The organism is Cryobacterium sp. AP23 (genome assembly GCF_054075385.1).
In genome coordinates this window covers 3,247,218-3,272,737 of sequence record NZ_CM133415.1, presented here as the reverse complement: position 1 = coordinate 3,272,737, position 25,520 = coordinate 3,247,218, and the positions used below count along the sequence as shown (strand labels likewise).

Here is a 25,520-nt window from a genome sequence, read left to right as displayed (position 1 = left end):
GGCTCAGAGCTATCGTCCCCCAGCGCGCCGCTTGTTGAAGATATCAAACGCCACGGCCAGCAGTAGCACCAGCCCCTTGATCGTCATCTGCCAGGCGGCATCCACCGACAGGATCGACAGGCCCATGTTGAGCACGCCCATCACCAGGCCGCCGACCACCGCGCCGACGACGGTGCCCACGCCGCCCTGCACCGCGGCTCCGCCGATGAAGACGGCGGCGATCGCGTCGAGCTCGTAGTTCTGTCCGGCCGAGGCCACCGCACCGCCGGCCCTGGCGGTCGAGACCACTCCGGCCAGGCCGGCCAGCACGCCCATGTTCACGAAGATGTAGAAGTTGACCCACTTGGTCTTCACCCCGCTCATCACGGCGGCGAAGAGGTTGCCGCCCATGGCGTAGACGTGACGGCCGAACACCGTGCGGTTGAGCACGAAGTTGTAGATCAGGATGAGCGCGGCGAGCACGATCAGGATGATCGGGGTGCCGCTGTAGTCGCTGAGCAGCCAGGCGAACCAGATGATCGCGATCGCGGCGATGCCGTTCTTGGTCCACATCGACGCGGCCGGTTCCCGCGGCAGGTCCAGCCGGGAGAGGGTGGCGCGGGTGCGCAGCTGGAACACGATCAGGGCGACGGCGGTGAGGATGCCCAGCGCCAGGGTGAGCAGGTCGCGCCCGCCCAGTTCGCCCAGGAACGACGGCAGCCAGCCGGCGCCGATCGCGGTGAACTCCGCCGGGAGGCCGCTGATGGTGCCGCCGGTGAGCAGCACCAGGGTGAGCCCGCGGAAGATGAGCATGCCGGCGAGGGTGACGATGAACGCCGGGATGCCGACGAAGGCCACCCAGTAGCCCTGCCAGGCACCGACCAGGGCGCCCACCAGGAGTGACACGAGCACCGCGCCCCACCAGGGCAGGCCCCACTCGTTCATGCTGATCGCGGCGACGGCGCCGACCATGGCCACGACCGACCCGACCGAGAGGTCGATGTGGCCGGCGATGATCACGATGACCATGCCGATGGCGAGGATCAGCACGTAGGCGTTCTGCTGGATCAGGTTGTTCACATTGCCGGGCAGCAGCAGGCGGCCATCCGTGAGGATCTGGAACAGGATGACGATCACGGCCAGGGCGGCGACGATGCCGTACTGGCGGAGGTTGATCGAGAGCTTGGGGATGCGGCGCCTCACGGGGGGTTCGGTGGGCGCCTTGCTCGCTGGCGTGGTGGTGGTCATCGCGCTCAGTCCTTTCCTGCGGTCATGTAGTGCATGAGGGTTTCCTGCGACGCGTCGGCCTTGGCGACCTCGCCGGTGAGTTTTCCTTCCGAGATCGCGTAGATGCGATCGCAGATGCCGATCAGTTCGGGCAGCTCGGAGGAGATCACGATGACCGCCTTGCCCTGGGCCGCGAGTTCGTTGATGATGCCGTAGATCTCGTACTTGGCGCCCACGTCGATGCCGCGGGTGGGTTCATCCAGGATCAGCACGTCGGGGCCGGAGAAGATCCACTTCGACAGCACCACCTTCTGCTGGTTGCCACCGGAGAGCTTGCCGGTGATCGACCCGACGGACGGGGCCTTGATGTTCATCTTCTGCCGGTAGGAATCGGCGACCTTGTACTCGCGGTGTTTGTCGATCACGCCGTACTTGGCCAGCTTGGCCAGCGCCGCGGCGGAGACGTTCACCGTGATGTCGCCGATCAGGTTGAGGCCGTAGCGCTTGCGGTCCTCGGTGGCGTACGCGAAGCCGTGCTCGATGGCCTCCCCCACGGTGCGCATCTGGATCTCGGTGCCGTCCTTGAAGACGGTGCCGGAGATGTTGGTGCCGTAGGAGTGCCCGAACAGGCTCATCGCCAGTTCGGTGCGGCCGGCGCCCATCAGCCCGGCGAAGCCGACGATCTCGCCGGCGTTGACGGTGAAGGAGGCGCCGTCGACAACCTTGCGGGCCACGTCGACGGGGTGGTGCACGGTCCAGTTCTCCACCCGCAGCACCTCCTTGCCCACGGCCGGTTCCCGTGGCGGGAAGAGGTTGTTCAGGTCGCGGCCGACCATGGCGCGGATGATGTGCGCCTCGGTGGCATCCGGCCCTGCCATGTCGATGGTCTCGATGGTCTTGCCGTCGCGGATCACCGTGACGGTGTCGGCGATGCGTTTGATCTCCTTGAGCTTGTGGCTGATGATGATGCAGGTGATGCCCTGCGTGCGCAGGTGGTCGATCAGGCCCAGCAGGTGGGTGGAGTCCTCGTCGTTGAGGGCGGCGGTGGGTTCGTCGAGGATGAGCAGCTTGACCCGCTTGGAGAGCGCCTTGGCGATCTCCACCAGTTGCTGCTTGCCCACGCCGAGTTCGAGGATCTTCGTGGCCGGGTTCTCGTCCAGGCCCACCCGGGCCAGCAGCAGTGCGGCCTCCCGGTTGGTCTTGTTCCAGTCGATGACCCCGCGGGTGGCGTTCTCGTTGCCGAGGAAGATGTTCTCGGCGATCGACAGGTACGGGCTCAGTGCCAGTTCCTGGTGGATGATGACGATGCCGTCGTGCTCGCTGTCGTTGATGGTCTTGTAGGCCACCTCGTGGTCTTCGAACTCGATGCTGCCGTCGAAGCTGCCGGCCGGGTAGACCCCGCTGAGCACCTTCATCAGCGTGGACTTGCCCGCGCCGTTCTCACCGCAGATGCCGTGCACCTGCCCGCGGGTGACTTCGAGGGAGACCCCGTCAAGGGCCTTCACCCCGTTGAAATCCTTCTCGATGTTGTTCATCCTGAGGATGATCGAATGCTCCACTTAAGCTCTCCTGATTCCTTCGGTGCTGGTGCCGGGCATCGGCCCGGCGGAGCAGGCCGGCCCGCTTCACTCGAAGCAGGCCGGCCCGGTGTGGCTCGTTAGAGGCCCACATCCGCTGCCTTGATGAAGCCGGAGTCGACGAGCTTGGTCTGCACGTCGTCCTTGACGACGACCTCGGGGTCGAGCAGGAAGGAGGGAACGACCTTCTCGCCGTTGTCGTAGGTCTCGGTGTCGTTGACGGTGACGTCGTCGCCGGCCTGGATCTCCTGGATCATGGTGAAGACCTGCTCGCCGAGCGTGCGGGTGTCCTTCCAGACCGTCATGGCCTGTGCGCCGTCGAGGATCGCCTTGACGTTGGCCTTGTCGGCGTCCTGGCCGGTGATCAGCGGGTAGTCGGCGCCGGGTGCGTAGCCGGCCGAGGCCAGGGAGGCCTCGATGCCGATGGCCAGGCTGTCGTTCGGGGAGAGCACCACGTCGACCTTGTCGCCGCCGGTGTAGAAGGACGACAGCCGGTTGTCCATTTCGGACTGCGCCTTGTCACTGGCCCAGCCCTGGATGCCGATCGAGGCCCAGTCGTCGTTGGAGGTGGGCGACTGGCCGCTCGGAACGACGAGGACGCCGCTCTCCACGTAGGGCAGCAGCACGTCCCAGGCGCCGGAGAAGAAGAACTTGGCGTTGTTGTCGTCGGGGCTGCCGGCGAACGGTTCGATCGAGATCGGCCCGGTCGCGTTGGCCAGGTCGAGCTGGGTCTCGATGAACTCGCCCTGCAGCTGGCCGACCTTGTAGTTGTCGAAGGTGGCGTAGTAGTCGACATCCGGGGTGCCGTTGATCAGGCGGTCGTAGGCGATGACCGTGGCGTCCTGCTTCTTGGCCTCGGCGAGCACCGGTGCGAGCACCTGGCCGTCGACGGCCGCGACGACGAGGATCTTCGATCCGCCGGCGACCTGGTTCTGGATCTGGCTGATCTGCTGGTCGGTCTTGTTGTCGGCGTACTGCAGGTCGACGGTGCAGTCGGCATCTTCGAGCAGTGCCTTGAGCTGTTCGCCGTCGTTGATCCAGCGCTCAAGGGAACGCGTCGGCATCGAGATGCCGACGTTGCAGTCGGCTCCGGCCGCGGCCGGCTCGCCGCCGCTGGTCGATCCACCGCCGCTGGAGCAGGACGCGAGCGACAGGGCGAAGATGCCGGTTGCCGCGAGGGTGAGAATTTTCTTGCTTCTGGACATAGTTGGAGCTTTCCTCTCTGAGAGCTGCCAGTCACCGCAGTTCCCGAGGTGCCGGGGACTGCCAGAGGAGGAAATCGCATCGACCCGCCCACCCGGCATTGGGCGAGCGCGCGTCAGGGTTACCTCCTTGTAACGGGACATCGCTGTGATTGACCCACCGCAGATATGCGGCCTTTGTTGACGGACAGAACTTATCTCGCCTCAGCCGGGTTTGCCTAGGGGCAAATCGCGAAATGCCCCTGTTTGGGGGGTTGGTGCAACGAAAAGCGGATGTCGACAGGCTTTTTACGACGCGGATCGTCGAAACGATTCGCCAACCCCCTCCCCCATCACCGCCCGTCGGGGACACCGAGGCGGGTTTGTTGTCGCCGGAGTCTTTCCAACGATGTACATCCGGTTGTGGGCTAAACCGTCTCGCCCGTGTAATATGTTGGTAATTCCAACAAATCGCCAATGAAGCTGAATCGGAGTCCCGTCCATGTCACTCACCCCCACCCCCGCCGACAAGTTCTCGTTCGGCCTGTGGACCATCGGCTACAACGGGGCTGACCCGTTCGGCGGGCCCACCCGTCCGCAGCTCGACACCGTCGAGGCCGTCACCCGCCTCGCCGAACTCGGCGCATACGGCCTCACCTTCCACGACGACGACCTCTTCGCCTTCGGCTCCACGGATGCCGCCCGCCAGAAGGAAATCGACCGCCTCAAGCAGATCCTCGCCGACACCGGCGTCATCGTGCCGATGGTCACCACCAACCTGTTCAGCGCCCCGGTCTTCAAGGACGGCGGCTTCACCTCCAACGACCGCTCCGTGCGCCGGTTCGCGCTCCGCAAGGTGCTGCGCAACCTCGACCTCGCCGCCGAGCTCGGCGCCAAGACGTTCGTGATGTGGGGCGGCCGCGAGGGCGCCGAGTACGACGCCGCCAAGGACATCCGCTCGGCCCTGGACCGCTACCGCGAGGCCGTCAACCTGCTCGGCGACTATGTCACCGACAAGGGCTATGACATCCGCTTCGCCATCGAGCCCAAGCCCAACGAACCGCGCGGCGACATCCTGCTGCCCACGGTCGGCCACGCGATGGCGTTCATCACCACCCTCGACCGCCCCGAGCTCGTCGGCGTCAACCCCGAGGTCGGCCACGAGCAGATGGCCGGGCTGAACTTCACCGCCGGCATCGCCCAGGCGCTCTACCAGGGCAAGCTCTTCCACATCGACCTCAACGGCCAGCGCGGCATCAAGTACGACCAGGACCTGGTCTTCGGCCACGGCGACCTTCAGAACGCGTTCTCGCTGGTGGACCTGCTCGAAAACGGCGGCCCGAACGGCGGCCCGTCCTATGACGGCCCGCGTCACTTCGACTACAAGCCGAGCCGCACCGAGGACATCACCGGGGTCTGGGACTCTGCCGCCGCGAACATGCGCACCTACCTGCTGCTCAAGGAGCGCGCCGCGGCCTTCCGCGCCGACCCCGAGGTGCAGGAGCAGCTGGCCGCGTCCCGCGTGCCCGAACTCTCGGTGCCCACCCTGGCCGAGGGCGAGAGCTACGACGACTTCCTCGCCGACACGAGCGCCTACGAGGACTTCGCCCCGGAGGAGTACTTCGGCGGCAAGGGCTTCGGCTTCGTGCGCCTGCAGCAGCTGGCCCTCGAGCACCTGCTCGGCGCCCGCTAGGCCGCGCCCGCTCGTCCGCGAGCTCGCTCGTCCGCTGGTCCGCCAGCCCCACCCTCGCCCCGGTCAGCTCCTTCTGGCCGGGGCGCGGTCATCCCCGCCCGCCCCCACATCCCGCGAGCCGCGACCTGAGCCCCGTCCCACGCGAAGTTTTACGTGGGCGGGGCGATGGCGTCGAGTTCCGCCCAGACCTCGTCCGGCACGGCGAGCGCGGCGTGGGCGACGGTCTCGTCGAAGCGTTCGCGGGTGCGGATTCCCACCACCGTCGTGTCGACCAGCGGATGCCGCAGGCTGAACTGCAGCGAAAGCGCCGCCAGCGGGATGCCGGCCTCGGCCGCAATCCGGGTGGCGGCGTCGACGGCGGCCTGGGTCTCGGGCGCAATCGGCCCGTAGGCGTAGCTGCCCGCGAACCGGGGGTCGCCGGTGAGGACTCCGGCGCCGAACGGGGCGGCGTTCTGCACGATCATGTTCCGGTCCCTGGCCTCCTGGTAGAGGCTCGTCGCGGAACGGTCCACCAGGGTGAGGCGGTTGTGGTTGATCACGGCGTCGAAGATGCCGGTGTCGACGAAGCGCCGCATCATCGCGACCGGGCCGCCGGAGATGCCGATCGCACGCGCCACGCCCCGGTCGCGCATCGCCACGATCGCGTCAACGGCGCCGCCGCGCTGCATAACAGTGTCGAAACCGACGTTCTCGGGGTCGTGCAGGAACAACACGTCAACGGCGTCCAGTCCCAACCGGTCGAGGGACTGCCGCAGCGAGCGCTCCATCTGCTCGGCGGAGAAGTCGTTCCGGGCCACGTCCCGGTCGAGCTTGGTCTGCACGACCAGGCCGGGGCCGACCGTGCCGCCCAGGGCCCGCCCGATGACCTCTTCGGAGTGCGAGTCGCCGTAGATGTTGGAGGTGTCGATGACGTTGGTGGCCAGCCGGCCGGCCGCGAAGTCGGCGGCCAGGGCATCCGTGGCGGCGTTCTCCGCCGCGCTCCGCGGCGACCAGCCGGAGGTGCCGAGGGTGAGGGGCGACAGGGACAGTGCCAGCGCGCCAGCGGGCCGGGGAGTCAAGGAAACCATGGGGCGAGGCTAGTACGTCCCCCGGCATCCGGCCAGACGCGCCGGCGCGGACGCAGTGGGTTGGGCGTCAGTGCACGAGGATTTTCAGCAGGATCGCAAGCATCCCCAGGGTCGCCGTGGCCAGCGCCCCGCAGACACGCCAGTACCAGGCGATCCGCGAGCCGCCGAACGCGATCCAGCCCACCACGGCCAGCAGCGCCACCTGCGCCCACAGTGCAGTCCAGTAGGCCACCTCACCCTCGTGGATCCCGAGCAGCCCGAGCAGCAGGAAGACCAGCGGCAGGATGCCCGCCAGCAGCAATCCCCTGGAGTCGCCGACCGCAGTGCGTAGGGAGGCGCGCACGCTCACGACCTCGGTGTCGCTGCGGCGCCGTTGGGCGGCGACGGTGTGCGCGAACACCTCGGTGGCCCAGAAGACCAGCAGGCTGAAGACCGTGATCGCGAAGACGTCGAGGATGCCGCCCGATTGGTCGGCCACGGCGATCACGACCCCCACAAGCACGGTGCCTGACACCAGTTCGACACTGATGTACTCCCGCCTCAGGCTGGCGGTCGACCAGTGCTTCCCGGCGCCAGTCTCCACGCTCATCCATCCCGCGCCGGCCGCCGACGCTCGTCGAGTCGATCTTCGCCCCGACGCGTGGTCACTGCTAGTGCCCGGTCCCGACAGGCAGACTAAACGTCAACTTGTAGGACAACATGAGAAGTTATGCGATAGGTTGGCTGCATTGACCCTCCAACGAAGGACGTTCTCATGACGCTCACCCCCGGCTCCCCCGATCCCCTCGCCGCGGTGTCCGGGGGCGCGGCCACGACGGATCGCATCCGTCACGTCAAGCTGTCGACGCTGACACTGCCCCTGGCCACCCCGATCAGCGACGCCAAGGTTCTCACCGGCCGGCAGAAGCCGATGACCGAGATCGTGTTCCTCTTCGCCGAAGTGAGAACCGACGACGGCCACCACGGCATCGGTTTCAGCTACTCCAAGCGGGCCGGCGGGCCGGCGCAGTACGCGCACGCGAAGGAAATCGCCAGCGACCTGATCGGCGAGGACCCCAGCGACATCGGCCGGATCTACCAGAAGCTGCTCTGGGCCGGCGCCTCGGTGGGGCGCAGCGGAGTGGCCACGCAGGCCATCGCCGCGATCGACATCGCCCTCTACGACCTCAAGGCCAAGCGGGCCGACCTTCCGCTGGCCAAGTTGCTCGGCGCCTACCGCGATTCGGTGCGCACCTACAACACCTCCGGCGGCTTCCTGCAGGCACCGATCGAGGAGGTCAAGGAACGGGCCACTCAGTCGCTGGCCGACGGCATCGGCGGCATCAAGCTCAAGGTCGGTCACCCCGATTCCCGGGTCGACCTCGCCCGTGTCGCCGCGATCCGGGAGCATCTCGGCCCCGATGTGCCGCTCATGGTCGACGCGAACCAGCAGTGGGACCGGCCCACGGCCATGCGGATGGGCCGGATCCTCGAGCAGTACGGCCTGGTCTGGATCGAGGAACCGCTCGACGCCTACGACGCCGAGGGCCACGCCCAGCTGGCCGCGGCGCTGGACACCTCCATCGCCACCGGCGAGATGCTCTCCAGCGTGGCCGAACACATCAGCCTGATCGAGCACCGCTCGGTCGACATCATCCAGCCCGACGCCCCGCGCATCGGCGGCATCACCCCGTTCCTCCGCCTGGCCAACCTGGCCGACCAGGCCGGGCTGCAGCTCGCGCCGCACTTCGCGATGGAGATCCACGTGCACCTCGCCGCCGCCTACCCGCGCGAGCCCTGGGTGGAACACTTCGAATGGCTGAACCCGCTCTTCAACGAACGCCTCGAGACCGCGGGCGGGCGGATGCTCGTGCCGGCCCGTCCCGGCCTCGGCTTCACGCTCAGCGAGCAGGCGCTGGCCTGGGTCTCTGACAGCATTGAATTCAGCTAGCCGAAGGACACCCGTGTCGCCCACACCACCACCCCCCGCACACCCGGCAACGCCTCCCCTCGACGACCCGATTGACCGGGACGGTTCGGCGAGCCTGAGCCACGGTGTCGGCGACCGGCTCACCGCCCTGATCGTGAACGGTTCGGTGCGGCCCGGCGACAAACTCCCCACCGAGAGCGCCCTGATGGAACGGTACGGCGTGAGCCGCACGGTCGTCCGGGAGGCCATCTCCCGCCTGCAGGTGGCGGGCCTGGTCGAAACCTACCGGGGCAAGGGCTCGTTCGTGCTCACCCGGCCGGCGCAGTCGCCGTTCACGGCCGACCCCGGCGAGCTGCACACGGCCGGCGACGTGGTGGCGTTGCTCGATTTCCGGCTGGGCATCGAGGTGGAGGCGGCCGCCCTGGCCGCGCAGCGCCGCACCCCGGCCCAGCTGCGCCGGCTCGACGAGGCGCTCGGGCACTTCGCCGCCAGCGCCGGCAACCCGGGCGGCGCCGCGCGGGCCGACTTCGCGCTGCACGAGTGCATCGCCGAAGCGGCGAACAACCGGCACTTCGTCGACCTGCTGCGCTCGCTCGGCCCGACCATGATCGCGATGCCGCATAGCCGCCTCGTCGCCGCGGACGAGTCTGCGGAGTCCCTCCACTTCGCCCGCGTCGTGCAGGAGCACGGGGACATCGTCGCCGCCATCCGCCGCGGCGACCCCCTCGGCGCCGCGGCCGCAACCCGCACGCACCTGTCCAACTCCCGCGCCCGGCTTGGCGCCTGACCCGGCACAGACCGCAGCGGCGTGTGCCCCTGCAGCGGAGGTTTGGGAATAGGCTTTCCCCCAACACCGGGCCCCGGCACGGGAGTCAGGAAAGGACAGTTCCATGGCAGATTTCCCCGCGACGGCCCCGGCCACCCTGCACGACGTGGCCCGCGAGGCCGGCGTCTCGCTGGCGACCGCATCCCGCTCGCTGAACGGCAGCGCCCGCAAGGTCAACGAGGACTACCGGCAGAGGGTGCTCGCCGCCGCAGCCAGGCTCAACTACACGCCGAACTTCTCCGCCCAGGCGGTTGCCAAGGGATCGACCTCGACGGTGGCGTTGCTGGTGAGCGACATCGCCGACCCGTACTTCTCCTCCATCGCCGCCGGGGTCATCCGGGCCGCCGAGGCGGAGGGCCTGATCGTGACCATGGCGGTCACCGAGCGCAGCACCGAACGCGAGATCGAGTTGGTGCGCGCCCTGCGCGGCCAGCGGCCCCGCGTGATGATCCTCACCGGCAGCCGCACCGACGGCTCCGAGTCGCAAGCTGCGCTGATCGCCGAGCTCAGGGCCTTCGCCGGCACCGGCGGCCGCGTCGTGCTGATCAGCCAGGAGGGCCTGCCGTTCAGCACCGTGGTGGTCGACAACTACCTCGGCGCCCGGGCGCTGGCCAACAGCCTCGTCGCCGCGGGCTACCGGCGCTTCGCCGCCATCGGCGGGGCGCGCGCCCTGGTCACCTCCCGGGACCGACTGGCCGGTTTCGCTGACGGGCTGGCCGAGCACGGCATCGCCATCCATCCCGACCACATCGTGCGGGGCGAGTTCACCCGCGACGGCGGGTTCGCGGCGGCGACCGAGCTGCTCGCCGGCGGCCTGGACTCGGTGGAGTTGGTCTTCGCCGTGAGCGACGTGATGGCCATCGGCGCCATGTCGGCGCTGCGTGAGGCTGGCATCGTCGTTCCGCGGGATGTCGCGGTGGCCGGCTTCGACGACATTGACACCGCCCGCGACGTCACGCCGGCGCTGACCACGGTGAACATCCCGCTGGCCGACCTCGGCCGCAAGGCCGTTGAGCTCGCGCTCTCCGACGCCGCCCTCACCTCCGACGAGGTCATCCGCGTCGAAACCCGGGTGATCCTGCGAGCGAGCAGCCCCACCCGCTGACCGTCCGCTCCCGAACGGCAGATCTGAGTTGCCAGTTGACGCCCGCTCAGCGCCGCTGAACGGGCACCAACTGCACACTCAGGTGCTCGGCCCTGCCCGAGATGACAGTTCGTGCCCCCTCTGCCCCGGCCAGTGGGCGGCAACTGGCAACTCGTGCGGCCCGGAACCGCGGGCGCCGACGCATCCGCACGGGTTGGCAGACGCACCCCGAACCGAATATGTTTAGACCCAGAACATTTTATGTGTGAACCACCCTGGGCGATGACGGCGAGGATGCCCTCCCGCCCGTGGATGGTGGCATAACTCCTGCAATTTCCCGTCCCGTCCGGCGGCTGCCGCGGAATTCCGGGGCCGGAATCCGGCCCGGCGGAAAATTGCAGGAGTTATGCCCACCCAACGCGAGTTTCTAGTTTGGAGTGCGTCATGACGCTGGTTGCCGGAGTCGACTCGTCGACACAGAGTTGCAAGGTGGTCGTGCGGGATGCCGACACGGGCGCGCTGGTGCGCACGGGCAAGGCGAGCCACCCGGTTGGCACCGAGGTCGATCCCGCCGCCTGGTGGGACGCCCTGCTCGCCGCCATCGAGGACGCCGGCGGGCTCGGCGACGTCGCCGCCCTCTCGGTGGCCGCGCAGCAGCACGGCATGGTGGTGCTGGATGACGCCGGTCGGGTCATCCGCCCGGCGCTGCTCTGGAACGACACTCGCAGCGCCCCCGCCGCCGCCGCCCTGATCGACGAGGTCGGCGCCGCGGAGTACGCCCGCCGCACCGGCGTGGTGCCGGTGGCCTCGTTCACCGTCACCAAGCTGCGCTGGCTGCGGGACGCCGAACCGGCCAACGCCGCCCGCGTCGCCGCGGTCGCCCTCCCCCACGACTGGCTCAGCTGGCGGTTGCGCGGCTACGGCCCGGCCGGCGAGAGCGAACTCGGCCCGGTGCTCACCGAGCTCACCACCGACAGGTCGGATGCCAGCGGCACCGGCTACTGGTCGGCCGCCGCCGGCGACTACGACCGCGAGTTGCTCGTGCGCGGCCTCGGCCACGACGCGCAGCTCCCCCGGGTGCTCGGCCCGGGCGACACCGCCGGCACCACCGTTGCCCTGCCCGGCGTTCCCGCCGGGCTGGTCGTGGGCGTCGGCGCCGGCGACAACGCCGGGGCGGCCCTGGGCCTGGGCGCCGCGGCCGGCGACGTCGTCGTCTCGATCGGCACCAGCGGCACCGTCTTCGCCGTCACCGGGCAGCCCAGCGAGGATGCGTCCGGCACCGTCGCCGGGTTCGCCGACGCGAGCGGGCTGAACCTGCCGTTGATCGCCACCCTGAACGCCGCCCGCATCCTCGACTCGATCGCGGGCCTGCTCGGCGTTGACCACAACGAACTCGGCCGGCTCGCCCTCGAGGCCGAGCCCGGCGCCGACGGCCTGGTACTGCAGCCCTACTTCGAGGGCGAGCGCACCCCGAACCTGCCCGACGCCACCGCGTCCCTGTTCGGCCTCACCCTCGGCTCGACCACCCGGCCGAACCTTGCCCGGGCCGCCATCGAGGGGCTGCTCTGCGGCCTCGCCGACGGCCTGGACGCGGTGCGGGCACAGGGTGTGACGGCGGAGCGCATCCTGCTCATCGGCGGCGCAGCGCAGAACCCGGCCGTGCAGCTGATCGCCGCGCAGGTCTTCGAAGCCCCCGTGGCCGTGCCCGTCCCCGGCGAGTACGTGGCCGACGGCGGTGCCGTGCAGGCCGCCTGGGCGCTCACCGACACCCGGCCGGCCTGGTCGGTGGCGACCGCGTCACAGCCCACCCCGGACTTCCACCCGGTCATCCGCGCCCAGTACGCCGCGCACCGCGCCTGACCGGGCCCGGGCCGCGCTGCCGCGGCGCTGCCACGGCGTGCAAAAAATGTCGTGGCGCGTGAAAAGTCTCGTGGCGTGCGATATGTCGCCGCATATCGCACGCCACGAGCACCAACCCACGCCGCGAGCAACATGGCGTGCGCGGATGCGGTCGAGGGGCTAGCTGGTAGGGATCCAGACGCGCATACCGCCGGGGGCGCGGTTGCCCCACCGGTAGTACGGCACCGCGGTAACGGTCAGCGGCTCGCCGCCGATCGGCACCACCCCTCCGGCCGATTCAGCCAGCGCCGGGTAGAGCTCCCCCGTGTCCGCCGCCCGGCGTGACCCGGTGATCCGCACCAGCGGCACCCCCAGGTCCGGGTCGACGGCGCCGAGCACGGCGGGCACCGCCGCATCGATCACGAAGTCCTCGAGCACCAGCGCCTCGGGCAGGTCGGCCTGCTCCAGCGCATAAACCAGCGGCCCGCGGGTCACCACGACGCAGCCGCGCACCGCGTCCACCTGCGGATGCGCCCGGCGCATCCGCACCGGCATCTCCAACACCAACTCGATCGAGCGGATGCCCACCCCGGCCACCTCGGCCACCCGCAGGTATCCGCCGGACACCGGCGCATCCGTCGCCTCGCCGTTCACGCTCAGCCGCCAGGACTCCGCCCAGCCGGGCACCCGCAGCGCCACCTCGCCGCCGGTGAACGGGGCGTCGAACTCGATCGCCACCACGGGGTCGACCGGGTAACCGGTGCTGATCCGGGCCACGGTCGCTTCGCCGCCGACCGCGCCGAGGTCGATGGTGCCGGTCTCGTAGAGGTGCAGCTGCAGCGATCCCGCCGCGGTCGTCGCCGCGTAGTGCTGCAGCGAGGAGACCAGCCGGGCCAGGTTCGGCGGGCAGCAGGCGCAGTCGTACCAGCCCACCCGGCGGGCGGGGGCCTGCTCGTGCGCGCCGTCCCGGTGGGTGCGCACCTGCAGCGGGTTGGAGTAGAAGAACGCGGTGCCGTCGCTCGTGGTCGAGCCCGCCACGGCGTTGTACAGCGCGCGTTCGATCTCGTCGGCGAACCGGCCCTCGCCGGTGATCAGCAGCATCCGCCAGTTGAACTGCACGCTGGAGATCGCGGCGCAGGTCTCGGAGTAGGCACGGTCCGGCGGCAGCTCGAACGGGTCGCCGAAGGCCTCGTCGCGGTGCCGGGAGCCGAGGCCGCCGGTGACATACATCTTGCCCTGGTGCACGTCGCTCCAGATCCGCTCCAGGGCGGCGAGCAGTTCGGGGTCGCCGTTCTCGGCGTAGGCATCCGCCACCCCGGCGGCCAGGTAGAGCTGGCGCACCGAGTGCCCCGTGGCGCCCGGCACCCTCCGCACCGGTTCGTGGTCCTGGAAATAGCCGTAGCCGAACCGGTCCTCGCCCACGGTGCGGTGGCCGCGCAGGTCGATGAATCGCTCGGCCAGCTCGAGCCAGCGCCGCTCGCCGGTGACCCTGTGCACCTCGACCAGGGCGGTTTCGATCTCCGGATGCCCGCAGACCGCATCCGTGCCACCGGCGCCGAAGCGCTGCTCGACCAGCCCGGCGAACCGCAGCCCCACCTCGAGCAAGTCGGTGCGGTCGCGGGTGCGCGCCCACGCCACCCCGGCCTGCAGCAGGTGCCCGAGGCAGTACATCTCGTGGCCCCAGCGCAGGTCGGCGAACTGCTCCTCGGGCTTGACGACCTGGAAGAACGAGTCCAGGTAGCCGTCATCCTGCTGGGCCGCCTGCAGCAGCGCCACGGTGTCGTCGACGAACCCGGCGAAGGCATCCGCCCCGCCGTCGGCCCGGCCCGCCTCCCAGCCGATGGCCTCGAGCACCTTGTAGACGTCGGAGTCGGCGAAGACGAAGCCGCGGAAGGCATCGCTTTCCCGGCCGGCCGCGATCCGCAGGTTGGCGAGCGCCCCGGACACCTCGAGCTGCTCCACGCAGTGAGCCAGGGTGGCCTCCCGGTTCACCCGCTGCCAGCTGGCCAGCTGGCCGGTCCCGGTGAGGTTCACGGCGTCGAACGGAAGCGGGCGGAGGGTGCTGTGCGCGCCCGCGATCGGGCTGACGGGTCCAGGAATGGACATGGGGTGCTCCTGTGGATTGTCGGGAAGTCGTACCGGGCGGGAACGCAGGCGGGTCAGTCCCAGGCCACCACGGGCCAGCCGTCGTCCCAGGTGATCGGGATGAGGCCGAGTTGGAAGGCGCCGTCGAGGGCCGCGTCGTAGTAGTGGAAGGCGAGCAAGCCGCCGGACACCGACTGGCCGCCGGGTCCGACCCGGTCGCCGTCGCTTTCCAGCAGCGGGGTGCCGCCGTCGTCGAGCAGGGCCGCGCCGTTGGCGTCGAGGTATGGTCCGGTCACCGAGTCCGACCGGCCGACAGCGATGTTGTAGGTGCTGTCGGTGCCCCGGCAGCAGAAGTCCCGGGAGAAGAAGAGGTAGAAGTAGTCGTCGTGCGCGAGCAGGTACGGCGCCTCGAGTGCATTCGTGGCCAGGTCACGGTCGGCGATCAGCTCGGGGTCGGCGTCGGTGGCGCGCAACCCGGTCGGCCACTCGAGCTCGACCAGGTGCAGCCCGGAGGAGAACGAGCCGAAGCTCAGCCACGGCGTGCCGTCGGCGTCCTCCACCACACCGGGATCGATCGCGTTGTAGTCGGTGCCCACGGAGGTGATCACCTCACCCTGGTCGACCCACTCGTAGCCGGCGGCATCCGGGTCGAGGGTGCTGTTGGTCGCCAGCGCGATCACCGAGGTGTTCGTGCCGAACAGCGACGCCGAATAGTAGAGGTACCAGGTGCCGTCATGCTGGTAGAGCTCCGGCGCCCAGAAGTTGTCGACTCCGGGCACCGCCTCCACCAGCCAGGCCGGCTTCTCCTGCCAGACCTCGCCGACGTAGTCCCAGGCCAGCCCGTCGACGGACCGGCGGATCTGGATGTTGCCGTCCGCGATGTCCCCATTGCCGGTGGAGTACACGTACGACGCGCCACCGTCGGCTTCGGCCACGAAGGCCGGGTCGTGGGTGGCGAGGTCACCGCTGAGCTCGCGGGCCCCCGTTTCGGCCGAGCATCCGCTCAGCAGGAACAGGAGCACCGCGGCCAAGGCCAGGACGAGCAGGCCCGCGAGCGTGCCCGCCCGACCCGTTCGTCCTAACCGAGCGCGATCGCCGACCATGACACGGGCGGCAACGTCACCGTGAGCGTGCCCTCGGCCAGCGATGAACCGGTGAGGTCTTTCAGGCCTACCCGGTTCTGGTCGGCGAGGGTGTTCTTCGCGTACGGGTCGGCGTCGTGCAGGGTGACGGCTTCGGTGATGACGGATGCGCCGAGCCCGGCAACGTCGATGGCCACCTCGATCGACTCGGTCTGGCTGCGGTTCACCAGGAACACAGCCGCGGTGCCGGTTTCGGCGTCCACGGTCGCGACCGAGTCCACCAGCGGAGCGGCGCCGTAGACGGCGGTGTCGTAGCTGCCGACGTCGATGCGGGGCGTGAGCACCTCACCGCGGGCGAGCCGGGAGGTCACCGAGAACGGGAAGAACGTGGTCTGGCGCCAGGACGCTCCACCCGGTTCGGTCATGATCGGGGCGATCACGTTCACCAGCTGGGCCAGCGAGGCGCTGGTGACCCGGTCGTGGTTCTGCAGCAGGGTCATCAGCAGGTTGCCGAGCACGACGGCGTCGGCCACGGAGTAGACGTCCTCGAGCTGACGCGGCGCGAAACGCCACTCGTCGTTGACCTCTTCGGAGGCCTGGTGCTCCTCGAGGTACCAGATGTTCCACTCGTCGAAGGAGAGCTGGATGGTCTTCTTGCTGCGCAGCTTGTGCTTGACGTGGTCGGCGGTGGCCACAACGGTGTCGATGAAGTACTTCATCTCCAGCGACGACGCCAGGTAGGAGGCCAGGTCACCGTTCCGCTCCTGGTAGTAGGCGTGGCAGGAGATGTAGTCGACGGAGTCGTAGCTGTGCTCGAGCACGACGCGCTCCCACTCGCCGAAGGTCGGCATCGCCGAGCCGGAGGAGCCGCAGACCACGAGCTCCAGCGACGGGTCGGCGGTCTTCATCGCCGACGCGGTGCGGGCGGCGATCTTGCCGTAGTCGTCGGAGGACATGTGGCCGACCTGCCACGGGCCGTCCATCTCGTTGCCGAGGCACCACATGCGGATGTCGTACGGTTCGGTCTTGCCGTTCCGCACGCGCTCGTCGGCCAGGGCCGTGCCGGCCTCGCCGTTGGCGTACTCGAGCAGGTCGAGGGCCGATTCGATCCCGCGGGTGCCGAGGTTCACGGCCATCATCAGCTCGGAGCCGGTCAGCTCGCACCAGCGGCCGAACTCCTCCAGGCCCACCTGGTTGCTCTCCAGGGAGTGCCAGGCCAGGTCGCGGCGCACCGGGCGCCGGTCGCGGGGGCCCACGCCGTCTTCCCACTTGTAGCCGGAGACGAAGTTGCCGCCGGGGTAGCGGATGGTGGTCGAGCCGAGCTCCTTGACCAGGTCGACCACGTCGAGGCGGAAGCCGTCCTCGTTGGCGGTGGGGTGGTCGGGTTCGTAGATCCCGTCATAGACGCAGCGGCCCAGGTGTTCCACGAAGGAACCGAAGATGCGCCGGTTGATGGTTGCGACCACATTGCTGCGGTCGATGCTGATTCGTGCGGTGGTCATGGAGATCCTGTCCTATCTGTGCAACGTTGTAAAAAGGTGCGAAATCGAGTGCGTGAAAGTGGGTGGGCGGCGGCGGCTCAAGCGAGCGAAGCGCGCCGGGACGGAGCCAGTGGCAGGGCACCGTCTTCGTTCCGCACGGCGCCGTGCGCGGGATGCGCGGCGTCGAGGGCGGCGAGGCGGTGGTCGATGAGCCAGCCGGCCAGGAACAGCGGTGCGGACGCCCCGACCAGGGGAATCAGCACGCCGAACTGGAACAGGGCGAGGGTGAGGGCGCCCAGGCCGAGGATCAGCGACACGCTGAGTACCGGAGACACGAACGGCAGCACGAACGCATACCGCCAGATCGACCGGGCGGAGTCGCGGTAGCGGGTGCAGATCGTGATGGCCGAGAAGACCGCGAGCAGGGTGCCCACGGAGGCCACGACCAGCAGCACGAGCAGCACGGCGCTCACCGGACTACCGGCGGCCGCGGTGGTCTGGAACGCCACCAGGTCGAGGAAGATCAGCACGGCGGCGGCGTGGAACGGGATCGCCACGACATTCAGGTGCCAGAACTGGGCCCGGTAGGCGCTGATGAAGTCCCGCACCAGCCGGTCGCCGGGCTGGCCGGCGCGCAGCCGGCCGAGCAGGATGGCCGCGGCGGTCGCGGCCGGGAACACCCCGAGCACGACGAGCCCGGCGACGGTGCCCGCGATGAACAGCAGGTTGATCACCACGAGGGCGATCGCGAACCGCAGCCAGTGCATCACCTTGCCGGCCCAGCCGATGGCGTAGTCGTCCATGTCAGGCTCCTCTCGTGCCGAACCAGGCCACGCCGTCGGCGGCGAGGCCGCTGAAGGAGAGCGCGGGCCGGGCGTTGGCCCAGTCCCAACTGGTGAAGACGACGGCGTCGAGCTCGATGCCGGATGCGGCGGTGCCCGATGCGGCGGTGCCCGATGCATCGGTACCGACCACCAGCCGCACGGCCACGGGCTCGCCATCGAAGAGCCGGTCGGCGCCAGCCGCCGGTTCGGTGGGCACGAGCACAGTCGGCGCCAGCGCCACCGTGCCGGCGACGGAGTCCACCAGGACGGAGGACTCCGGGCCGAGGCGCACGACGTTCCACGGTCCGGCCAGGTGCACCGGCGCATCCAGTCGTTCGAGTTCGGCGCCGGCGAACGGCTGCGGGGAGACGACCGGCCAACCGGTCTCGGTGAAGAAGGTGCGCCGCAGCTGCACGACGTGCTGGTGGGGGTCCTCGGCGAAGCGCACGTGGTGCACCATGAAGTACTCCGGCGCCCGGTAGCCGTCGCCGGCCGGGTCGTCGGCGCCGGGCAGGCCGGCCTCGATGAGGATCGAGTTGTGCCCGGGGGCGAGCCAGCCGGTGTCGTCGCCGAACCGGTGACTGCCGAGCACCTTGGTGCCGATCAGCTCCGGCGCACCGTCCAGGTCGGTCAGCACGTGGCCGAGCAGGTCGGTGTACGGCCCGGTGATCTCCTCCGCCACGGCCACGCGCACGTTGTAGCTGTCGAAAAGCGAGTCGTAGGAGGAGAACAGCACGTAGCGGTCCTCTTCACGGCGGTAGACGATGAAGGCGCCCTCGATCGCGCGGTCCACCGACACGGGCCGGCGGGCGATGAGGGCGCCGAGGGCGCCCGGCGTCGCGGGCCGGCCGGTCACGGCATCCAGCGGCAGCGTGTAGAGGCCGGAGAAGAACGAGCCGTAGGTCAGCCACGGGGTGCCGGAGCGGTCGATCGTGACGGCCGCGTCGATGGCGTTCTGCGTGTCGGTGCCGGCCCGGGTGCCCACGACGATGCCGCGGTCCTCCCAGGGTCCGGCGAGGGTGCGCGCCACGGCCAGGCCGATGGCCGAGGTGTTCGAACCGAAGGTGGAGGCCGAGTAGTACATGTGCCACCGAACGTCGGCACTGTCTGTCACGGCGTCGTCACTCGCGGCGCCGGGCGCCGGCCAGCGCACGACCTCGGGGGCCCAGAGCCCGGGGGCCTGGCTCCACTCGAACGCGGCCGCGGGCACGCCGTCGAGCGCGGTGCCCACGAAGGTCCAGGTGACGAGGTCGTCGGAGCGGCGCACGTGCACGCCGGCGGCCACCGAATCGGCGCCGGCGGCGGCATCCGTGGAGAACATGTACCAGGTGCCGTCGGTGTCACGCACGACGGTGGGGTCGTGGGCGTTGCGGGTGCCCCAGTCGGCGGGGTCGCCGGCGGGGGCCGGGGCCAGGCTCTGCAGGGCGCCGGGCGCGGCGCCCGGGCGTTCGTCGAGGACAGTCATGGCTACCCCTTCCCGCCGGTGAGGGCGACGGATTCGATGATCTGGCGCTGGAAGATGATGAACACGATCAGCACGGGCAGCAGCGCGATGAATGACGCCGCCATGATCAGCGGGTAGTCGGTCTGGCTGGCGTACTGGGCGTTGAAGCTCGCGATCACGAGCTGCAGGGTCTGCTTCTCCGGGGTGTTCAGGTAGATGATCGGGGCCAGGTAGTCGTTCCACACTGCCATGAACCAGAGGATGAACTGGGCGGCCATTGCCGGGCGGATGGCCGGGAAGATCAGCCGCCAGAAGATCTGCAGGTACGAGGCACCGTCGAGCTTGGCGGCCTCGATGATCGAGTCCGGCACGTTCTCGAGGTACTGCTTGAGGAAGAAGATCATGATGATGTTGCCGAACAGGCCCGGCACGATCAGCGGCAGCAGGGTGTCGACCCAGCCGATCTCGGCGAAGACCATGAACTGCGGAATCATGATGGTCGGGAACGGGATCATCAGGCCGGCGAGCAGCATGAGGAACGCGGCGTTCTTGAACGGCATCCGCATCTTCGCGAAGGCGAAGGCGGCGATCGACGAGGTGAGCGAGCCGATCACGGTGACGGTGCCGGCCACGATCAGGCTGTTCCGGATGCCGCTGAGCAGCGGACCGGCCGTCCAGACGCGCAGGTAGTTCTCCCACACCACCGGATCGGGGATCCACTGCGGCGGCAGGGCGAAGATCGCGTCGTGGGTCTTGAGCGACGTGGAGAAGGTCCAGACCAGCGGGCCGAGCATCACGATCGCGCCGATCGAGAGGATCAACGTGACCAGCACGTTGCCGATCTTGTACCGCGAGGTGCGCGACAGCGCGGCGGGCGTGTTGCCGCGGCGGCCGGAGCGCACCGGGGTGCGGCCGGGGAGCCCGGCCTGCGGGTCGAGCAGCGGCGCGGCCGCGGTGGGGCCGGGGAGGGAAGTTGACGTACTCACGATGGCGGCCTTCAGTCGATCGAGAACTGGTTGCGGCGGTTGAGCCGGAATTGGATGACGGTGATCACGAAGATGATCAGCCCGAGCACGATCGACATGGCCGAGGCGTACCCCATGTGCAGGTTGTTGAACGCCTGGCGCCAGATGTACCAGACGATGGAGGCCGAGCTGAACTCCGGGCCACCCAGCGGGGTCATGATGTTGATCTCGATGAAGATCTGCGACCCGCCGATGATGCTCGTGACGACGAGGAAGAAGGTGACCGGGCGCACCATCGGCATGGTGATGTTGCGGAACTGCTGCCAGGTGCCGGCGCCGTCCAGCGATGCGGCCTCGTAGAGGTAACGCGGCACCGATTGCAGCGCGGCCAGGTAGAGGAGCATGGAGTAGCCCAGGCCCTTCCAGGTGGCCATGATGATCAGTGCGGGCTTGACGGTGTCCTTGTCGGCGAGCCAATTCGGGCCCTGGATGCCGAAGATGTCCAGGACCTGGTTGACCAGGCCGAAGTCACCGTTGTAGGCCCACTGCCAGAGGATGGCGATGGCGGCGATCGAGGAGATCACGGGCACGTAGTAGACGGTGCGGAAGAACGTGGTGCCGCGCATCTTGCGGTTGAGCCCGAGCGCCAGCGCCATCGAGAGCACCAGGCCGATCGGGATGCCGATCATCATGAACAGCGTGTTCCACATGGCCTTGAGGAAGTACGGGTCGTTCCACATCTTGATGTAGTTGTCGAGGCCGTTGAACTTCGGGGCGGCCAGGCCGTTCCAGCTCGTGAACGAGGCGTAGACGGAGTAGAGCAGCGGGTAGAGCGTGAAGAGCAGGAACCCGATCAGGGGGATCGCGATGAACAGCAGGGCGACCTGGTGCTCACGCCGGTGCAGTCGTGAGCGGCGCGGCTTGGTGCGGAGGATTTCAGTGGACATCAGCGATCTTCCTTGACTTGATTCCGATGAGCTGGGACCGGCCGGGGCCGGGGGCGGATGCCGCGGCCACGCGTAGAGAGCGCGGCCGCGGCATCCGGGCGGTATTAGCCGATACCGGCCTGCGCGTTGGCGTCGTCCAGGAAGGCCTGCATCTTGGGCTGGGCCTCCTTGAGGTAGTCGGCGGCGGTCTGCTTGCCGTCGAGCACCGGCTGGATGTTGGTGAACAGCTCGTCGTACCACTCGGCGTTGTAGGTGTTGTTCGCCGGCAGCGCGCGACCGTAGTCGTTGACGATGTCGAGGAACTCCTGCTTGTTGGCCGGCTTGGTGGTCGAGTCGGCCACCCAGGTGTCGGCCATGTCCTGGAGGTTCGGGATCTGCACACCGGCGTCGACGAGCGTCTGCTGCGCGGTTTCGTCGGCGGAGAGGTACTCGACGAGCTTCTCGGACAGCTCCGGGTACTCGGTGGTCGAGCCGACCGCGATGCCGAGCGAGCCGACCCAGGTGGCGGACTCACCGGTCTTGCCGGCCGGGTACGGGATCAGGTCCCAGTCGAAGTCCAGGTCGGCGTACGTGGAGACGTCCCACGGGCCCACCGGGAAGAACGCGATCTGGCCGCTCATCCAGCGCTGGTAGGTGTCGAGGGTCTGCGCCTGGGCGGTGGACGGCGTGACGCCCTCGACGTTGGACAGGTCGGCGAACCACTGCAGGGCCTCGGCGAACTCGGGGGTGTCGACCGTGACCTTGGTGCGGTCCTCGTTGAGGAAGTCGGCGCCGTTGGACCAGGCGAACGACTGCAGGCTCCACTGCACGTTCAGGCCGGTGCCCCACTGGTCGAGCTCGCCGTCGCCGTCGAGGTCCTTGGTCAGCTGCTTGGAGATGTCCACGAACTCTTCGAGGGTGAGGGGCACGTCCACGTCGGGCAGCGGGATGCCGGCGGCCTCGAACATGGTCTTGTTGTAGCCGAACGAGAACGGTCCGACGTCCTTTGGCAGCGCGTAGATCGCACCCTCGCCGACCAGGCTGCCGTCGAAGCGGTAGCTGTCGACGCCGTAGTCCCAGATGTTGTCGAGGTCGAGGGTTTCGGAGCTTTCGACGTAGTCGGTGATGTCGAGGACCACGCCGTTGTTGACGTAGGCCTGGATGTCGCCCTGGGCGATGTAGAACACGTCCGGGATCTGCTTGCCGGCGATGGCGGCCTTGAGCTTGGTGGAGTAGTCATCGGCGGTGGTGACGATGATCTTGACCTTGACGTCGTTGGCCTTCTCGAATGCCTTGATGGCCGTCGTGTAGGCGGCCTTCTCGTCTTCGCCGCCGCGGAACATGAATGTGAGCTGCTTCTCACCGGTGTCTGCTGCTCCTGCCGAGCATCCGCTGAGCAGAAGGCCGGTCGTAGCGATCATTGCTACGGAGGCGGCGATAAAACGTGACCTCTTCATCACGTAGTTCCTTCCCGATTGGCTGTGCTGTGAGTGGTGGATGCCACGGCCCGTCGGGTCGGACATCCGCGTCCTGAGTGTTTTACAACGTTGTAACAGTATGACAGGCTCGATGCAGACGCAACACTTCCCGGCATCAAAATTCCAACGTTGTAATATCGTTACCGTTCCGTAACCCGGTTCCGACCGGGTGCGGCCCGACCCCTTGCGGAGCCTGCCTTGACCCTCGAAAACCCTACTGACCTGCGACAGCACCCCGTTGCCGATGCCACCGCCCAGCGCCCGCCGATGGGCTGGAACTCCTGGGATTGTTACGGCACCACCGTCACCGAGGCCGAGGTTCTGGCCAACGCCGAATTCATGGCGACCCACCTGCTTCCCTTCGGCTGGGACACCGTCGTCGTCGACATCGCCTGGTACGACCCGGCCGCCCGCGCCGGCGGCTACAACGAGGCGCCGGGCATCGAGATGGATGCCTGGGGCCGGCAGCTGCCGGCGACCAACCGGTTCCCGTCGGCGGCCGGGGGTGCCGGATTCGCGCCGCTCGCGGCCCGGGTGCACGCGCTGGGCCTCCGCTTCGGGCTGCACATCATGCGCGGGATCCCGCGTGCGGCGGTGGCGGCGGCCCTGCCGGTCTTCGGGCTGCCCGGGGTGAGCGCCGCCGACATCGCCGACCCGGATTCGGTCTGCACCTGGAACCCCGACAACCTGGGCCTGGACCACGACCACCCCGGCGCGCAGGCCTACTACGACGCCCAGGTCGCCCAGTTCGCCGCCTGGGGCGTCGATTTCATCAAGGCCGACGACATGCTCGCGCCGTACCACACCCGGGAAATCGAGGCCTATGCCCGCGCCATCGCCCGGTCGGGGCGACCCATCACGCTCAGCCTCTCCCCCGGCACCGACCTGTCACTTGCGCACCGGGAACACCTGTCCGACCACGCCGAATTCTGGCGGGTCTCCGACGACCTCTGGGATCGCTGGGAGGACATCTACGACCAGTTCGGCCGCCTCGCCCGCTGGGCGCCGCACCAGCGCCCGGGTGCCTGGGCCGACGCCGACATGCTGCCGCTGGGGCGAATCGGCATTCGCGCCGAGCGCGGCGACGACCGACTGAGCCGGCTCAGCAATGACGAACAGCGCACCATGCTCACCCTGTGGTGCCTGGCCCGGTCCCCGCTGATGTTCGGCGGCGACCTGCCCTCCACCCCGGCGGCGACCCTGGCCCTGCTCACCAACCCGGCGGTACTGCGGATGCACCGGGATTCGCACGGCCAGCGCGAGCTTTGGCGGGAGGGCGACACCGTGGTGTGGAGCTCGGTCGCCGGGGCGCCGGCGGAGGCCGGCGCAGAGGAGGCCGGGGCAGCGGAGGCTGGCGAGGCGGCGGGGTTTGGGGCGGCGGGGCAACCGGCCCTCTACGTTGCCGTGTTCAACACCGGGGAGGCGGCGCGGGACATCCGGCTGCCCCTGACGGCACTGGGCGCCCCCGCGGGGGTCGCGGTCACCGACCTGTGGGACGGCGGTCCGCTCACCGTTGCGGAGGGCGCGCTCACCCTGGCCGTGCCGGCCCACGGCAGCCGGCTGGTGCTCTTCGGCGACCTGTCCGGCTGACGTGGGCCGGCCTCCCCTGCATAACTCCTGCAATTTTTCCGGTGCGCACCTGCGGATGCCGGAAACACGCGGCGGTGCACCGACGCGGCGAGAAATTGCAGGAGTTGTGCACCGGCGCGGGGTTCCTCTGTGCGACTACGGTGCGGTCGACTCCCGGTCGATGACGGTGTAGTCGGCCAGGTAGACCTCGGGCACCGGCGGGGTCACGCCCTCCTCGATGCGCTGCACGAGCAGCCGCACCGCAGTGTCGGCGATCTCGTCGCGACCGGGATCGATGGTCGAAAGGGTCGGCAGCGAGTACTGGGTCTCGTCGAGGCCGTCGAAGCCGATGAACATCACGTCCTCCGGCACCCGCAACCCGGCCACCTGGGCCACCCGCATCGCACCGAGCGCGAGGGCGTCGTTGAGCCCGAAGACGGCGTCGAAGGCCACGCCGGAGTCGATCATGGCGCGCATCGCCTCCGCGCCGTCCCGCCGGTGCCACAGGCCGACCTCGCCGATCAGGGCCGGATCGAACGGGATGCCGGCCTCGGCGAGGGCCTCCCGGTAACCCTGGACGCGGAGCACGGCGGAGCCGACCAGCTCGCCCTCGTGGGCGCCGATGACGGCGATGCGGCGCCGGCCCCGGCTGATCAGGTGCTGGGTCGCGGCCTTGGCGGCTTCCACGTTGTGCATGGTGACGTGGTCCACCGGGCTGCCGAACACCCGCTCGCCGAGCAGCACCAGCGGGTAGCCCACGTTGAGGAGCGCGGCATCGTCGGTGCTCATGCCCAGCGGGCTGAAGATCAGGCCGTCGGTGAGCTGCAGCCGCGGGCTGGAGAGCATGGCGATTTCGCGGTCGCGGTCGCCGCCGCCGGTCTGCTCGAGGAGCACGACGAGGTGGCGGCGTTCGGCGGCCTGGATGATCGCGTCGGCCAGCTCGGCGAAGTAACTCAGGCTGAGCTCCGGCAGGGCCAGCCCGATCACGCCGGTGCGGCCGGACCGCAGGCTGCGGGCGGAGATGTTGGGCTTGTAGCCGAGCTCGTCGATGGCCGCGCGCACCTTGGTGCGGGTTGCCGGCCGGATGTGCTCGAAGTCGTGGACGACGTTGGAGACGGTCTTGATCGACACCCCGGCGAGCGCCGCCACATCGCGCAGTGTTGCTGCCATTTCGCTCCCTGGTTGGTCGGTGCCGGACGAGTTGCCTCGTTCGGGGGGCCACGGTGATCGAGGCCACCGTCGCACCGCTCGGCGCGCACCCTACTCTTCTCTATGCGAACTTAC

General features: G+C 69.0%; 20 protein-coding genes. 6 read left to right on the top strand and 14 right to left on the bottom strand.

Going from position 1 to position 25,520, the window contains the following annotated elements; translation table 11 throughout:
• Window positions 1-9: 9 nt before the first annotated feature.
• The 3 genes from mmsB to ACU5E9_RS15520 form a co-directional block, all read right to left on the bottom strand.
• Window positions 10-1,227 (bottom strand): multiple monosaccharide ABC transporter permease, encoded by a 1,218-nt coding sequence (gene mmsB, locus ACU5E9_RS15530; RefSeq protein WP_456810797.1) that lies wholly within the window; start codon window positions 1,225-1,227, stop codon window positions 10-12.
• A 5-nt stretch (window positions 1,228-1,232) separates the two neighbouring features.
• Entirely contained in the window at window positions 1,233-2,741 is a 1,509-nt protein-coding gene (gene mmsA, locus ACU5E9_RS15525; protein ID WP_456813554.1) for a multiple monosaccharide ABC transporter ATP-binding protein, read from the bottom strand.
• A gap of 122 nt (window positions 2,742-2,863) precedes the next feature.
• Window positions 2,864-3,988, bottom strand: a complete 1,125-nt coding sequence (locus ACU5E9_RS15520) for a substrate-binding domain-containing protein (RefSeq protein WP_456810796.1) — start codon at window positions 3,986-3,988, stop codon at window positions 2,864-2,866.
• Between the two features lie 478 nt (window positions 3,989-4,466).
• Here ACU5E9_RS15520 and xylA point away from each other — a divergent pair, with 478 nt between their 5' ends.
• Window positions 4,467-5,657, top strand: coding sequence for a xylose isomerase (gene xylA / locus ACU5E9_RS15515; RefSeq protein WP_456810795.1), 1,191 nt, complete (start codon window positions 4,467-4,469; stop codon window positions 5,655-5,657).
• Window positions 5,658-5,806: 149 nt separating this feature from the next.
• Here xylA and ACU5E9_RS15510 read toward each other — a convergent pair whose 3' ends face one another.
• The gene (locus ACU5E9_RS15510; RefSeq protein ID WP_456810794.1) at window positions 5,807-6,724 is read right to left on the bottom strand and encodes an aldo/keto reductase; all 918 of its coding nucleotides are present in this window, start codon (window positions 6,722-6,724) and stop codon (window positions 5,807-5,809) included.
• Between the two features lie 67 nt (window positions 6,725-6,791).
• The gene (locus tag ACU5E9_RS15505) at window positions 6,792-7,313 is read right to left on the bottom strand and encodes a hypothetical protein (RefSeq protein ID WP_456810793.1); all 522 of its coding nucleotides are present in this window, start codon (window positions 7,311-7,313) and stop codon (window positions 6,792-6,794) included.
• Between the two features lie 165 nt (window positions 7,314-7,478).
• Between ACU5E9_RS15505 and ACU5E9_RS15500 the strand changes: the two genes are divergently transcribed.
• The 4 genes from ACU5E9_RS15500 (at window position 7,479) to xylB (ending at window position 12,403) form a co-directional block, all read left to right on the top strand.
• Complete coding sequence (locus ACU5E9_RS15500) at window positions 7,479-8,654, top strand: L-talarate/galactarate dehydratase (RefSeq protein ID WP_456810792.1); 1,176 nt, start codon at window positions 7,479-7,481, stop codon at window positions 8,652-8,654.
• A gap of 13 nt (window positions 8,655-8,667) precedes the next feature.
• Complete coding sequence (locus tag ACU5E9_RS15495) at window positions 8,668-9,420, top strand: FadR/GntR family transcriptional regulator (RefSeq protein WP_456810791.1); 753 nt, start codon at window positions 8,668-8,670, stop codon at window positions 9,418-9,420.
• A gap of 103 nt (window positions 9,421-9,523) precedes the next feature.
• On the top strand, window positions 9,524-10,564 hold the full coding sequence (locus ACU5E9_RS15490) for a LacI family DNA-binding transcriptional regulator (protein WP_456810790.1): 1,041 nt from the start codon (window positions 9,524-9,526) through the stop codon (window positions 10,562-10,564).
• A 423-nt stretch (window positions 10,565-10,987) separates the two neighbouring features.
• Window positions 10,988-12,403 (top strand): xylulokinase, encoded by a 1,416-nt coding sequence (xylB, locus tag ACU5E9_RS15485; protein ID WP_456810789.1) that lies wholly within the window; start codon window positions 10,988-10,990, stop codon window positions 12,401-12,403.
• Window positions 12,404-12,562: 159 nt separating this feature from the next.
• On the opposite strand, the gene ACU5E9_RS15480 is transcribed toward xylB, so the two are convergent.
• The 8 genes from ACU5E9_RS15480 to ACU5E9_RS15445 all read right to left on the bottom strand — a co-directional run bounded on the left by ACU5E9_RS15480 (window position 12,563) and on the right by ACU5E9_RS15445 (window position 22,610).
• Complete coding sequence (locus tag ACU5E9_RS15480) at window positions 12,563-14,488, bottom strand: glycoside hydrolase family 127 protein (protein ID WP_456810788.1); 1,926 nt, start codon at window positions 14,486-14,488, stop codon at window positions 12,563-12,565.
• Between the two features lie 53 nt (window positions 14,489-14,541).
• Entirely contained in the window at window positions 14,542-15,570 is a 1,029-nt protein-coding gene (locus tag ACU5E9_RS15475) for an arabinan endo-1,5-alpha-L-arabinosidase (protein ID WP_456810787.1), read from the bottom strand.
• Window positions 15,546-17,051, bottom strand: coding sequence for an arabinosylfuranosidase ArfA (arfA, locus tag ACU5E9_RS15470; protein WP_456810786.1), 1,506 nt, complete (start codon window positions 17,049-17,051; stop codon window positions 15,546-15,548). Before arfA ends, ACU5E9_RS15475 begins: the two co-directional genes overlap by 25 nt.
• Before the next feature lie 77 nt (window positions 17,052-17,128).
• Complete coding sequence (locus ACU5E9_RS15465) at window positions 17,129-17,833, bottom strand: YesL family protein (RefSeq protein ID WP_456810785.1); 705 nt, start codon at window positions 17,831-17,833, stop codon at window positions 17,129-17,131.
• 1 nt (window position 17,834) lies between these two features.
• Window positions 17,835-19,319 (bottom strand): arabinan endo-1,5-alpha-L-arabinosidase, encoded by a 1,485-nt coding sequence (locus ACU5E9_RS15460; protein WP_456810784.1) that lies wholly within the window; start codon window positions 19,317-19,319, stop codon window positions 17,835-17,837.
• Window positions 19,320-19,321: 2 nt separating this feature from the next.
• Window positions 19,322-20,284: a carbohydrate ABC transporter permease gene (locus ACU5E9_RS15455; RefSeq protein WP_456810783.1), complete on the bottom strand. Its 963-nt coding sequence runs from the start codon at window positions 20,282-20,284 to the stop codon at window positions 19,322-19,324.
• An 11-nt stretch (window positions 20,285-20,295) separates the two neighbouring features.
• Window positions 20,296-21,210: a carbohydrate ABC transporter permease gene (locus ACU5E9_RS15450; RefSeq protein ID WP_456810782.1), complete on the bottom strand. Its 915-nt coding sequence runs from the start codon at window positions 21,208-21,210 to the stop codon at window positions 20,296-20,298.
• Between the two features lie 104 nt (window positions 21,211-21,314).
• Window positions 21,315-22,610: an ABC transporter substrate-binding protein gene (locus ACU5E9_RS15445; protein ID WP_456810781.1), complete on the bottom strand. Its 1,296-nt coding sequence runs from the start codon at window positions 22,608-22,610 to the stop codon at window positions 21,315-21,317.
• Window positions 22,611-22,865: 255 nt separating this feature from the next.
• On the opposite strand from ACU5E9_RS15445, the gene ACU5E9_RS15440 reads away from it, so the two are divergent.
• A complete protein-coding gene (locus tag ACU5E9_RS15440) occupies window positions 22,866-24,257 on the top strand; it encodes a glycoside hydrolase family 27 protein (protein ID WP_456810780.1) in 1,392 nt (463 codons plus the stop codon).
• 135 nt (window positions 24,258-24,392) lie between these two features.
• Here ACU5E9_RS15440 and ACU5E9_RS15435 read toward each other — a convergent pair whose 3' ends face one another.
• Window positions 24,393-25,406 carry a LacI family DNA-binding transcriptional regulator gene (locus ACU5E9_RS15435; RefSeq protein ID WP_456810779.1) on the bottom strand — a complete coding sequence of 338 codons (1,014 nt, stop codon included), beginning with the start codon at window positions 25,404-25,406 and terminating at the stop codon, window positions 24,393-24,395.
• Window positions 25,407-25,520: the final 114 nt, after the last annotated feature.